General features: G+C 70.5%; 6 protein-coding genes and 2 pseudogenes. 3 read left to right on the top strand and 5 right to left on the bottom strand.

What is annotated here, in order from left to right:
* Positions 1–32: 32 nt before the first annotated feature.
* Positions 33–389 (bottom strand): annotated as a pseudogene (locus OHA88_RS37990) (peptidase dimerization domain-containing protein); the annotation flags it as partial.
* Between the two features lie 609 nt (positions 390–998).
* Here OHA88_RS37990 and OHA88_RS37985 point away from each other — a divergent pair.
* Positions 999–4,826, top strand: coding sequence for a S8 family serine peptidase (locus OHA88_RS37985; RefSeq protein WP_328628841.1), 3,828 nt, complete (start codon positions 999–1,001; stop codon positions 4,824–4,826).
* Positions 4,827–5,081: 255 nt separating this feature from the next.
* On the opposite strand, the gene OHA88_RS37980 is transcribed toward OHA88_RS37985, so the two are convergent.
* Both OHA88_RS37980 and OHA88_RS37975 read right to left on the bottom strand, forming a co-directional pair.
* Complete coding sequence (locus OHA88_RS37980) at positions 5,082–7,625, bottom strand: sensor histidine kinase KdpD (protein ID WP_328628840.1); 2,544 nt, start codon at positions 7,623–7,625, stop codon at positions 5,082–5,084.
* Between the two features lie 22 nt (positions 7,626–7,647).
* Positions 7,648–7,926: pseudogene (locus OHA88_RS37975) on the bottom strand (winged helix-turn-helix domain-containing protein); the annotation flags it as partial.
* Positions 7,927–8,242: 316 nt separating this feature from the next.
* Between OHA88_RS37975 and OHA88_RS37970 the strand changes: the two are divergent.
* Positions 8,243–10,231 (top strand): amino acid transporter, encoded by a 1,989-nt coding sequence (locus OHA88_RS37970; protein ID WP_328628839.1) that lies wholly within the window; start codon positions 8,243–8,245, stop codon positions 10,229–10,231.
* A gap of 47 nt (positions 10,232–10,278) precedes the next feature.
* Here OHA88_RS37970 and OHA88_RS37965 read toward each other — a convergent pair whose 3' ends face one another.
* Positions 10,279–11,028: a DUF4118 domain-containing protein gene (locus OHA88_RS37965; RefSeq protein WP_328628838.1), complete on the bottom strand. Its 750-nt coding sequence runs from the start codon at positions 11,026–11,028 to the stop codon at positions 10,279–10,281.
* Positions 11,029–11,299: 271 nt separating this feature from the next.
* On the opposite strand from OHA88_RS37965, the gene OHA88_RS37960 reads away from it, so the two are divergent.
* Positions 11,300–11,767 carry a DUF5709 domain-containing protein gene (locus tag OHA88_RS37960; RefSeq protein WP_328628837.1) on the top strand — a complete coding sequence of 156 codons (468 nt, stop codon included), beginning with the start codon at positions 11,300–11,302 and terminating at the stop codon, positions 11,765–11,767.
* A 301-nt stretch (positions 11,768–12,068) separates the two neighbouring features.
* On the opposite strand, the gene OHA88_RS37955 is transcribed toward OHA88_RS37960, so the two are convergent.
* Positions 12,069–12,509 carry a GNAT family N-acetyltransferase gene (locus OHA88_RS37955; RefSeq protein WP_328628836.1) on the bottom strand — a complete coding sequence of 147 codons (441 nt, stop codon included), beginning with the start codon at positions 12,507–12,509 and terminating at the stop codon, positions 12,069–12,071.
* Positions 12,510–12,547 lie beyond the last annotated feature (38 nt).

The following is a 12,547-nucleotide window of genomic DNA, read 5'->3' as shown; positions in this document are numbered from 1 at the left end:
GGCCCACAACCGTTCGTCCGTGGGCTCCTCCCCTACGAGTTCCGGATCGCGTTCAGCAGGCCTGCGACGAGGTTCGTCCGCTCGGCCATGGCGTCGATCACCAGGTACTCGTGGCCGGCGTGCGCACCGCCGCCGACCGCTCCCGAGCCGTCGAGTGTCGGCACCCCGAGAGCGCGGGTCGTCCGAGTGCCGCGATGTCCAGCACCCGGTACGAGGCTTCAATCAGGGCGTTGACCCCGGCTCCGGGCTCAAGACCCGCGTGCGACGCCCGCCCCGTGACAGTGACTTCGAACGTGCCACAGCCCTTGCGGCCCGTCTTCAGGACCCCGTCGTCGGCTGCGCCCTCGAAGACGAGTACATGCGCCTCAGGCGAGGGCCCGCTCCTCGACGGGACCCGCGAGGCGTTCGAGGATCTCGTCGTCGGTCCTCGTCCGAACAGATGGCGGGCACGCTTCAACCTCTCGCACACCACCGCGCTGAACAGCCTGCAGACGGCGCGGGCCACGCGTGTCGCAGTTTGGACATGGCGCACTTGTGCCACCTGAGGGAGGTGACGCGGCCGGTTTGCTCGGCAGATGATTCCGAACGGCCTGTGAACCAAGTTTGTACGGAGGGGTTTTGCTCATGGCAGGGGACCGTCCGGCGGCGACATCGACAGGATTGATGCCGGTTGCCGGATGTACGCCGGCCGTGCAGGTCGGCAGTCCCTGTGGGTCTCGGTCGAACCCGCAACGCCGCTGACTGCGGCCGAAAGCGGCGACGATCCGGGTCCCCGACCCGTCCTTCGCCAACACCTCTGCGGTCACCGGCTCAACACACTCCGACGAGCGGACACGTGATGCGCGGAAGGGCGGCCGATCCGGTCGAGGTACATGTCGGGGCCGGATGTCGTTCGACTCATATTTCCCAGGTGGGACGCGCTGGATCCGTGTGGTCATGACGCCCGCTCACAGATGCTGTGCCCAGATGTCGGGACAACAGAAAGGCTGTACACACCAATGAGACGGATCCGCCTCTGGGCGGTGATATCGATGTCGGCAGTGATGGCGACGAGCGCGATCACGCCCGTCGCCGCCCAGTCCCCGCGAGGGACCGAGGCACGCACGCCGGCACCGCACGACCGCACGAGCACCCTGCGGTTGATCACCGGCGACCGGGTCACCGTCAGTGACGCGCCGAACGGCAAGAAGACTGCGTCGGTGCAGCGCGCGCCGGGCCGTGAGAACGTCTTCTTCCAGATCACCGAGAAGGACGGCGCCCTGACGGTGCTGCCCTCCGACGCGGCGGCGCTGGTCCGCACGGAGCGGCTGGACGCGGGGCTCTTCGACGTCGCGGGCCTCATCGCCCAGGGGTACGACGAGACGCACGCCGACGCCCTGCCCCTGATCGTGTCCGCGCCCAAGGGTTCGGCGCGTGCGGCGGCCAAGCGGGTGGACGCACTCGCCGAGTTCCACGAGGGCTCCGCCGAGCCGCGGCGCCTGCCGAGCATCGACGCCCAGGCGCTGCGCGTCGCCGACGACGACCTGCCCGCCTTCTGGAAGAAGCTCGTACCTCCGGCGGGCGCGTCCGTCGCGAGCGCGGCGGCCACGACTCCGAAGATCTGGCTGGACCACAAGGTGCGTCCCACGCTGGACCGCAGCACCGCGCAGATCAACGCGCCGGCCGCGTGGGCGGCCGGCTACCACGGCGAGGGCGTCAAGGTCGCGGTCCTCGACACCGGCGCCGATCAGACGCATCCCGACCTCGCGGGCCGCGTGAGCGAGGCGAAGGACTTCTCCGCCAGCGGCTCGACCGAGGACCACTTCGGCCACGGTACGCATGTCGCCGCCACCGCCGCCGGTAGCGGCGCCGCCTCGGGCGGCCTCCGCAAGGGCGTCGCGCCCAGCTCCGACCTGCTGATCGGCAAGGTGCTCGGGGACAACGGCTCCGGCAGCGAGTCCCAGGTCATCGCGGGCATGGAGTGGGCTGCGGGCCAGGGCGCCAAGGTCGTCAACATGAGCCTGGGCGCGGACATGGAGACCGACGGCACGGACCCGATGAGCCTGGCGGTCAACGAGATCTCCCGCAGCAGCGGGGCGCTCTTCGTCGTCGCTGCGGGCAATGCCGGCGAGCGGGGCGAGATGACGGTCGGGTCGCCCGGCGCGGCCGATGCCGCCCTCACCGTCGGCGCCGTCGACCGCGACGACTCGCTGGCCTCCTTCTCCAGCCGCGGCCCGCGCTTCGGCGACAGGGCGGCCAAGCCGGACATCACCGCTCCGGGCGTCGGAATCGTCGCCGCGCGCGCCACCGGCACGACCATGGGCGTCCCGGTCGACGACTACTACGTCGCAGCCGACGGCACGTCGATGGCCACGCCTCACGTCGCCGGTGCGGCGGCTCTGCTGGCCGGTCAGCACCCCGGCTGGGGAGCCGAGCAGCTCAAGGACGCGCTGATCAGCACCTCCCACACGGTGTCCGGTCAGGTGCCGACCCAGCAGGGCGGCGGCCGCGTCGACGTCAAGGCGGCGTTCACCTCCCCCGTGACCGCCACCGGCACGATCGTCATGGGCCCGTTCGACAGGGCCGGATCCCCGGTGGAGCGGGCCGGAGTGGTCCGCTACGCCAACTCCTCCGGGAAGGAGGTGTCCCTGAGTCTGCGTGCCGCGCTGACGTCCAAGGGCGGCAAGCAACTGCCCGCGCAGGCGCTGACGCTGGGTGCGGACACCGTCCGGGTCGCCCCCGGCGCGACCGTGGAGGTGCCGGTCGGCATCGACCCGGCGAAGGCGGGCCGCGGCACCTACTACGGCTACGTCACCGCCACGTCCGCCGAGGGCGTGTCGGTCCACACCACCGTCAGCCTGTGGGTGCGCGCCCCGATGCACCAGGTCACCATCGACTCCCGGGGACCGGACGGGCAACCCGTGGGATGGGCGCTGGTGGACCTGTTCGGCGGGGACACCGAAGCCCGGTTCATCAGCTCGGACCCCCTGGTCGCCGAGGTCGAGGAGGGCACCTACCTCGTCGGCGGCACGCTGGCGGAGGACGGGGGCGACGGAGTCCGGCTGATCCAGGTCGTCAATCCCGAGGTGAAGGTCACCAAGGACACGACCGTCACCCTGGACGCACGCAAGGCCAAGCTGGTGCGCGTGCGCACCCCCGAACCGGCCGAGCGGCGCAACAACGTGACCTACCAGATGTACCGGAAGATCGACGGCGTCGAGCAGACCATGGGCATCTACTACGAGGACGGCGGCGGGGCCGTGGACCTGTACGTGAACCCCACGTCCAAGGTCACCGAGGGCGCCTTCGAGTTCAATGCCCGCTTCGAGATGACCGCCCCCGAGCTCAGGACCGAGGTTCGCGGCGCCGGCTTCGACCTGAAGCCGTACTACGCCAAGCAGTCCGCGCCGTTCGACCCCCGGGGCGAGCAACTGGTCGCCGTGGACGCGGGGACCAGGGACAAGCCGGACCTGCGGCCCGGCACCGTGCGGGGCAAGCTCGCCGTGATCCGCGACGACTACGCGATGGACGGGTACGACCTGGCGGAGACGGCCGCGAAGGCGGGTGCCAAGGGCGTCGTGATCGTCCTGCCCGAGGGCCTCATCGCCTGGACCCGCTGGAAGCCGATGGACACCCGCTCCGCCATCCCGGTGGTGAGGATGACCGCGGCCGACGGCGCCGAGCTGCTGCGGTACATGGCCGAGCGCAAGGCCGTCGTCGACATCTCCGGGACGGTCGCGAGCCCGTACCTGTACGACATCGCCACGCAGTGGCAGCAGGTCCCGCAGGACGTGACGTACACCGTCTCGGACCGCAACACCGCCCAGGTGAAGGCGTCCTACGCGAACAACAGCGCACTGGGGTGGACCAGCGAGCAGCGCTTCAGCTGGCGCCCCTACGCCGAGGTCGCCTGGGAGACCTCGCGCTGGGTTCCGACGGGCAGGACACGCACCGAGTACGTCACCTCCGGGGACACGCAGTGGATGCACGACGTCGACTTCGTCACCGGTCCCGACCTGTTCTACGGCGGGGCGCTGCAGTCGGGTCTGCGTGACGCCCCCCGCACCTTCAAGGCGGGCGAGAAGGCCACGGAGGAGTGGTACAAGGCCGTGGTGCGGCCGTCCATCCCGCGCGGTTTCAGCCGTCCCTCCGTACGGAACGGTGACCTCCTCAGCCTGGCGATCCCGGAGTACACGGACGCGGTGGCGGGCCACTGGGGCCGCAGGCAGGTTCCCTCCACCGGTGGCGGCATCGGAAGGACCGGAACGCCCGGGACGGCGGACGATCCGTCCTACCCCCAGGGCGACACTGTGGCGGCCGTCCTGTACCGCGACGGCAAGAAGGTGAGCGAGGCCGCGGGCGCCTGGGGGATCTTCTCCGTACCCGCGGGGAAGGCCGGCTACCGTCTGGACCTGACGACCGAGCGCAAGACCGAGTACTGGCAGACCGGGACGAGGACCGCCACGTCCTGGAGCTTCCGCTCCGACACCGCGGCGAAGGAAACCCTGCTGCCCCTCCTCCAGGTCGACTACGGGGTCCGGGCCGACCTGTCGAACACCGTCGGCGGCGGGAAGCGGCACGACCTCGACCTGACCGTCAGAAACCAGGACGGGCTCACCGCCCCCACCGGGGTCAGGCTCAAGGTCGAGGCCTCCTTCGACGACGGCAAGACCTGGAAGGGCCAGGTCCGCGTCAAGGACCGCGGCCACAACCGGTTCACCGCCACCGTCGAGCGGCCGGGCGAGCACCGGCAGGGCGCCTACGTGACCCTGCGGGTCACGGCCTCCGACAAGGCGGGCAACACGGTCCGGCAGACCGTGGAACGGGCCTACCTGCTCGGCAAGTGAGCGAGCGCCTCCGCGGGATCCCCCGCGGAGGCGCCGACCGGACCAACGCGGCGGGTGCCGGGGGTGCGACCCCCGGCACCCGCCGTTCGTCGAATGCGCATCCCCTCCCGTCCGGGCTCAGCCTTCCAGGGCGGGATTCGTCCCGGGCGGACGGTGCTCGACCTCGCCGCCCCTGGGCCGACACCGGACCAGAACCGCCCCCGTCCGCGAGCGCGGAGGGCACAGACCGCCAACTCGCGCGGGTGAACCCCGCGGCTAAGAGGTCACGGTGGCCGGCAGGTCCGGCCACTCCCCCACCCGGTCCGACGCCGTGCGCAGCGTCAGCACCATGGTGAGGCCACCCCCCGGCGTGTCCTCGGCGGTCAGCGTGCCGCCCATCGTCTCGGTGAAGCCCCGGGCCACCGCGAGGCCGAGGCCCACGCCCGCGCCGCGCGGTGCGTCACCGTAGCGCTGGAAGGGTTCGAAAACGCGGTCCTTCACCTCGTCCGGTATCCCGGGGCCGAGATCCACGACCCGCAGTTCCACCCGGCCGGCCATGGCGCTGGCCGACACCAGCACCGGCCTGCCCGCGGGGCTGTACTTGACGGCGTTCTCCACGACGTTGGCGACCGCCCCTTCCAGGAGCCCCTTGTCGACGGCGACCATCGGCAGATCCTCCGGGATGTCGAGCACCGCGCTCCCCTCCGGTACGCCGACCAGGGCCATCGGCACCACTTCGTCGAGGTCGACCTCGTGGATCAGCGGGGTGACGGTGCCGGTCTGCAGCCGCGACATGTCGAGGAGGTTGCCGACGAGGTGATCCAGGCGGTCGGCGCCCGCTTCGATGCCTTCGAGGAGTTCGGACCGGTCCTGCTCCGACCATTCGACGTCGTCGGAGCGGAGCGAGGTGACGGACGCCTTGATGCCCGCGAGGGGTGTCCGCAGGTCGTGGCTGACAGCGGCGAGCAGGGCGGTACGGATGCGGTTGCCCTCGGCCAGTCCGCGGGCCCGCTGGGCTTCGTCCTGGAGGCGTTGGCGGTCGAGGACGACGGCCGCCTGCGCGGCGAATGCCGCCAGCACCCTCCGGTCCTCGGCGGGCAGCACCCGGCCGTAGAGCGCGAGCGCCATGTCGTCGCCCACGGGCATGTCCACATGGGCCTGTTCAGGACGGCCGACCGGCCTCGGGCCGACGCTGCCCGCACAGGTCCACGGGGCGACCTCGTTCTCCCGCTCCAGCAGTGCCACGGACTCCATCGAGAACGTCTCCCTGACCCGCTCCAGCAGCGCGTCCAGCGTCGTTTCGCCGCGCAGGATGCTGCCCGCCAGGAAGGAGAGGATCTCGGACTCGGCGCGCAGCCTCGCCGCCTGCTGGGTACGGCGGGCCGCGAGGTCCACGACGGAGGCGACGGAGACGGCCACGCCCACAAAGATCGCGATGGCCACGATGTTCTGCGGATCGGCGACGGTCAGTGTGTGGACGGGTGGGGTGAAGTACCAGTTGAGCAGGAAGGAGCCGAAGACCGCGGAGGCGAGCGCGGGCCGGAGCCCGCCGAGCAGCGCAGCGCTGACCGTCAGCGACAGAAACAGCAGCATGTCGTTGGCCAGGCCCACCTCGGGAGCGAGGCTGCTGAGGAGGACGGTGAGCAGGGCCGGTCCGGCCACCCCGGTCAGCCAGCCCCAGATGATCCGGGAGCGGCCGAGCCGGCTGCTCCTGGTCATCGGCAGTCCGCGGCCCTTGCCCATGGCGTCGTGGGTGACCAGGTGTACATCGAGGTCGGGGCCCGAGTCCCGGGCGACCGAACCGCTGACGCCGGGCCCGAACACGTACTGCCAGGGCTTGCGGCGGGACACACCGAGAACGATCTGGGTCGCGTTGACGCCGCGCGCGAACTCCAGCAGCGCGGACGGGACGTTCTCCCCTATGACGTGGTGGAAGGTGCCGCCCAGGTCCTCGACGAGGGTGCGCTGGACGGCGAGTTCCCTCGGCGACGCGGAGGTCAGGCCGTCGCTGCGGGCGATGTACACGGCCATCAGTTCGCCGCCCGCGCCCTTCTCCGCCAGCCGGGCCGCACGGCGGATCAGAGTGCGGCCTTCCGGGCCGCCGGTGAGGCCGACGACGATGCGCTCGCGCGAGCCCCAGATCTTCGACACCCGGTGTTCGGACCGGTACTCCTGGAGGTATTCGTCGACCCGGTCCGCGGTCCACAGCAGCGCGAGCTCACGCAGGGCGGTGAGATTCCCGGGGCGGAAGTAGTTGGAGAGTGCCGCGTCGACCTTGTCGGCCTTGTAGATGTTGCCGTGGGCCATGCGGCGACGCAGTGCCTGGGGCGACATGTCGACAAGTTCGATCTGGTCGGCGTGCCGGACGAATTCGTCGGGGACGGTCTCGCGCTGCCGGACTCCCGTTATCGACTCGACGACGTCGCCCAGCGACTCAAGGTGCTGGATGTTGACGTTCGAGACGACGTCGATACCGGCCTGGAGGAGCTCCTCGATGTCCTGCCAGCGCTTGGCGTTGCGCGAGCCCGGGATGTTGGTGTGGGCCAGCTCGTCGACGAGGGCCACGGCGGGCCGGCGGGCGAGGACGGCGTCGACGTCCATCTCGGTGAAGACGGTGCCGCGGTAGTCCACCTCCTTGCGGGGCATCTGCTCCAGCCCGTGCAGCATCACTTCGGTGCGTGGCCTGCTGTGGTGCTCGACGAACGCGACGACGCAGTCCGTACCGCGCTCGACCCGTCGATGGCCCTCCGAGAGCATCGCGTAGGTCTTGCCCACGCCCGGAGCGGCGCCGAGGTAGATCCGAAGCTTTCCGCGTCCCATGTGTCCCGCCCGATTCCTGGGGCTCGAAGCGGTACCCCATGCCCGGTTCCGTGATCAGGCGCCGGGGACGGGAGGGGTCCGGGTCGAGTCTTCGCCTCAACGGGGCCGCGCAGGCCCGCAGACAGTTGGTCGTGTTGCTGTACGACAGGCCCCGGATCTCCTGGAGCAGCTGCCGTTGGGGGATGAGCCGCCCCGGGTTGCCGATCAGGAACTCCGGCAGATGCCATTCGTTCGGGGTCAGCCGTCCGTCGCGGACGGCTTTCCCGGCGACCGGGTCGACGGTGAAGCCGGCGGTCGTGACGGCCTCCCGCTCGCCCGGGCGCGTACGCAGGCCGGACTGCATGCCCTGCCATGGAATCCTCCTCGACGAGCCTGGGGCGAGTGGGGCCCGGTGCGGAGAAGCGGGCCGGGGCATGACTGCGAACCTATGCCCGGCGACCAGAGGGTCCGCCATCCCTTAACGCGATACTGACGGTCATCGGGGGTCCGCTGACGGGATACTGACGCGCCTGCGGTCCTTCGGGACCGCAGGTCTCGTACGCCCCGGCCGTCGGGCGGGTGACGCTGTACTGGATACTCGCTCCTCGTCGTACGGCCGATCAGCAGGAAGAGCACACATGACTGGCATGCACGAACCCGATCCGGTCGGGCCCGTGCCGGGACAGGCCACGCTGCAACGGCGTCCCGGGGGGCGGGCCTGGCTGCTGGAGGGACTGAGCGAGCAGACGGCCCGGCACCCGGGACCGCACGGCACGCCGGGTCCCGAGCACCAGGGGCACTCCTGGTGGCGGGTCATGTGCCTCACCGGTGTGGACTATTTCTCCACCCTGGGCTATCAGCCGGGCATCGCCGCACTGGCGGCCGGGCTGCTCTCGCCGCTGGCGACGCTGGTACTGATTGCCCTGACGCTGCTCGGCGCGCTGCCCGTCTACCGCAGGGTGGCCAAGGAGAGCCCGCACGGTGAGGGCTCGATCGCCATGCTGGAGCGTCTGCTGCCCTGGTGGGCGGGGAAGCTCTTCGTGCTGGTGCTGCTCGGATTCGCGGCCACCGATTTCATGATCACCATCACGCTGTCGGCGGCGGACGCCTCGGCACACGTCGTGGAGAATCCTTTCGCCCCGAGTTGGATGCACGGCGAGAACGTGTGGATCACCCTCGTCCTGGTCACCGCCCTCGCTGCGGTCTTCCTCAAGGGGTTCCGTGAGGCGATCGGCATCGCGGTGGTGCTCGTCGCGACGTACCTGTTCCTCAACGTCGTCGTCCTGGCCACCTCCGCCTGGGAGATCCTCACCCACCCGGTCAGGGTGGGCGACTGGACGGACGCCATGACCCTCGAGCACTCCTCGCCGCTGGCCATGGTCGGGGTCGCGCTGCTCGTCTTCCCGAAACTCGCGCTGGGCATGTCCGGATTCGAGACCGGTGTCGCCGTGATGCCCCAGGTGCGCGGGGACGCGACGGACACGTACGAGAAGCCCGCCGGCCGGATCCGCGGCACCCGCAAGCTGCTCACCACCGCCGCCGTGATCATGAGCTGCTTCCTGCTGCTGTCCAGCCTCGCCACCACGATCCTGATCCCGCAGGACGAGTTCAGGAGCGGCGGCGCGGCCAACGGCCGCGCGCTGGCGTACCTCGCGCACGAGCATCTCGGCGAGGCCTTCGGCACCGTGTACGACGTCTCGACCATCGCCATTCTGTGGTTCGCCGGTGCCTCGGCGCTGGCCGGGCTGCTCAACCTCGTACCGCGCTACCTGCCGCGTTACGGCATGGCCCCCGAGTGGACGCGGGCAGTGCGACCGCTGGTGCTGGTGTTCATGGCGATCGCGGTGTTCATCACCGTCTGGTTCAACGCCGATGTGGACGACCAGAGCGGCGCCTACGCAACAGGCGTACTGGTGCTGATGCTGTCGGCGTCCTTCGCGTCGACCGTCGCCGTGCACCGCCGCGGCCATCGGTGGGGCACCGCCGGGTTCGGTGCGATCACCGCAGTCTTCGCGTACACCCTGGTCACCAATGTCGTCGAACGGCCCGACGGCATCAAGATCGCCTCGCTGTTCATCATCGCCATCCTGCTGACGTCGTCGGCCTCCCGGATCCACCGCGCCTTCGAGCTCCGCGCGGCGGCGGTGACCTTCGACGAGGACGCCGTCCGGCTGATCGACGAGGCGGCGGCGGCCGGACCGCTGCGGATCATCGCCAACGAGCCGCAGGAGCACAGCACGGTCGCGTACCGCGCGAAGGAGTACAGCCAGCGCGAACAGACCCATATCCCCGACGGCCGGCCCGTGCTGTTCCTGGAGGTCTTCATCCAGGACTCCTCGGACTTCACCGCCGCGGTGGCCGTGCACGGCGACGAGAAGCACGGGGTACGCAGACTGCGCATGGAGAGCGCGGTGGTGCCCAACACCATCGCCGCGGTGCTGTTGGAGCTGCGCAACCGCACCGGAGAGGTCCCGCACGCCTACTTCAACTGGACCGAGGGCCATCCGGTCAGCCAGCTGCTGCGCTTCCTCGTGTTCGGCGAGGGCGAGGTCGCACCGGTCACCCGCGAGGTGCTGCGCCGGGCGGAGCCGGACCCGGCACGCCGGCCCCGCATCCACGTCGGCTGACCGGGCCGGCCGTCCGCCCCGTTCGGCAGCGGCGGTCCCGGCCCGTCTCAGCCGCCCGCCGGCCGGCTTGCCGTGTCGAGCGCGGCGCCCGCCTGGTCGGCCAGTGTCACGGCGACCAGGCGGGCCTGCAGCGTCGGTACGGTTCCCGGCGTCGGATCGAGCATGTACCTGCCGACGTAGTGGCCCTGTCCGCTGGCCCGCAACTCGATCTCGCCCTCCGGCCAGCCGCCACGCGCGACGTCCCAGCGCCTTCGGCCGACGCACACACTGCCGTCCTGCTCCAGCCGCGGTGGCCGCCCCAGCAGCGTTCCGTACTCGAACCGGCAGCCCCGCAGCTGCAGCAGCTCGACGAGTTCATCCCGCACATGGGCGACGACGGCGTCGGCGGAGGTGGTTGCCTGCGCCAGTTCCGCGGTGTCATGGATTCGGGTGAGGTGGCCCGCATCGGTGACGGCGATCACCTCGAGCCGCCGCACCCGGGCGGCCAGCTGCGAGACGATCAGACCGACGATCAGGAGCAGCACGGCCGTTTCGATGTCGTCGCCGCCATTGATGGTGAACCGCTGATACGGCCGGGTGAGGAAGAAGTCGAACCAGACGGCGGCGGACAGCGCCGCCACCGCGCCCGCGACCCGGCTGCCGAAGGAGGCGACCGCGACGACGACCACGACGAGTACGAGGGCGGCATTGGTCCTCGACAGGTCCGTACGGAACGGCACGAGTGCCAGCGCGACCAGCAGCGGCCCCACCAGCGCAGCCACGAGTGTGAGCCGGTCCCGGAGCGGTTGGCCGGTCATGTGTCACCTCCTACGCCCTCCGTATCACGGGCAGCCGGTGGCCGCTCGACGAGATCTTCATGGAGGCGGTGCGCACTTCGGGCAGCAGACCGATACGCACCGCGCTGTTTTGCTCACGCCGCGCCACCGGTGAAGGTCCTGGCCCCGCATCCACCACCGGCGCCGGTGCGCTTCCGCTCGTCCCGACGGCCGACACCGCACATGATGAGAACGAGGGCATGACGCGAACGGGACGTCGCCCCGACGGTTCACTCCCGACATTGGAGGTGACATGGACATCGACACCACGATGGGCGACGAGGTCTACCAGCCGGACGGCTCGGAGGTGCAGGACGACGCCGGCCTGCTCGACGTGGAGGACACTCTCGACGACCGGGCCGGTGCGGATCCGCTCGATGCAGGCTATTCGCCCCCCGAGCGGCCGTGGGCCGTGGAACACCACGGTGTCACGGCGGCTGAGCAGCACGAAGGCGAAACGCTCGACCAGCGCCTCAGCGAGGAGGAGCCGGATCTCGTTGTACCCGATGGAGACGAGATCGGCGATGTGTTGGACACCGACGGTGAGGTCCGTGACGACGAGGTCGGCGGTCTGCGCGCCGGACGGCTCGTCGCACCCGACGAGGGTGCCCACGAGGACGACGAGAAAGACATGATCGCCTTCGATGTCGGCATCGACGGCGCAGCGGCCTCGGCCGAGGAAGCGGCCATGCACGTGGTCCCCGCCCCGGAAGGTCCGTAGACCCCGCCCCGCACCACCGACCGCCGCGCTCAGGGATGCGGGGATCGCACGGATCGTGGGCGACCCGCCGCCGCATCCGCCGCGCGCCCGCTCGGCGAGCTTCCGGCGACGTCCCTCACATGCCTGCTCACCGGCGCCGAGCCGGACGACGACGTGGCCGAGTTGCCGAGCAGCGAGCACCGGCGACCTGTCGAGGTGGACGCCGGCCATCGGCCGATGGTCTTGCAGCCTCGCGAGCCGGCGCGGAATCCGCTCCGGTCAGGCAGGCAGTCCTGAGCACCCTCCGCCGGTCGACGCCGGGTCAGGCCAGCCTCAAGTCGATGAAGCGCACACTGTCCCCCGGCAGCAGGTACCTCTCGACTTCGACAAATCCCTGTGCCTGCGCGAACCGCAGCCCGTCCGGGTTGGACTCCAGGACCACCGTCTCGATGACGTCGGCTCCGAGCTTTCGCGCCTGCGCCAGCCCTCGCGCGTAGAGTGCTCCGCCAACCCCTTGTCGCCGGTGAGCCGGGAGCACTCTGGCGATCACCGTGGCAACCGATGTTTCGCTCGTGGGCGGGCGCACGGTCGAGCAGCCGACAAGGACGTCGCCCAGATACGCAACCTCCAACCGGTTGCGTTCGACGCGCTCACGTACTTCGTCGAGAGACAGGGCGGCCGTGGGGATGACGGCGTTATGGACATGCTGCCAGTCACGAAGCATGGCATCGCCGTCCACCTGCTCGATGCGGAGATCAGTCATCGCAGCAGGAAACCGCGCGCAGTGTGGGCCGTCAACTG

The sequence above is a fragment of the Streptomyces sp. NBC_00353 genome, from assembly GCF_036108815.1.
Taxonomy (GTDB): domain Bacteria; phylum Actinomycetota; class Actinomycetes; order Streptomycetales; family Streptomycetaceae; genus Streptomyces.
The sequence above is the reverse complement of the archived record's forward strand: the minus strand, read 5'-3'. Positions and strand labels throughout refer to the sequence as shown.

Bases quoted from the DNA above. Each gene is read 5' to 3' on its own strand.
- OHA88_RS37985 (WP_328628841.1), top strand. From the start codon at position 999: ATGAGACGGATCCGCCTCTGGGCGGTGATATCGATGTCGGCAGTGATG.
- OHA88_RS37980 (WP_328628840.1), bottom strand. From the start codon at position 7,625: ATGGGACGCGGAAAGCTTCGGATCTACCTCGGCGCCGCTCCGGGCGTG.
- OHA88_RS37970 (WP_328628839.1), top strand. From the start codon at position 8,243: ATGACTGGCATGCACGAACCCGATCCGGTCGGGCCCGTGCCGGGACAG.
- OHA88_RS37965 (WP_328628838.1), bottom strand. From the start codon at position 11,028: ATGACCGGCCAACCGCTCCGGGACCGGCTCACACTCGTGGCTGCGCTG.
- OHA88_RS37960 (WP_328628837.1), top strand. From the start codon at position 11,300: ATGGACATCGACACCACGATGGGCGACGAGGTCTACCAGCCGGACGGC.
- OHA88_RS37955 (WP_328628836.1), bottom strand. From the start codon at position 12,509: ATGACTGATCTCCGCATCGAGCAGGTGGACGGCGATGCCATGCTTCGT.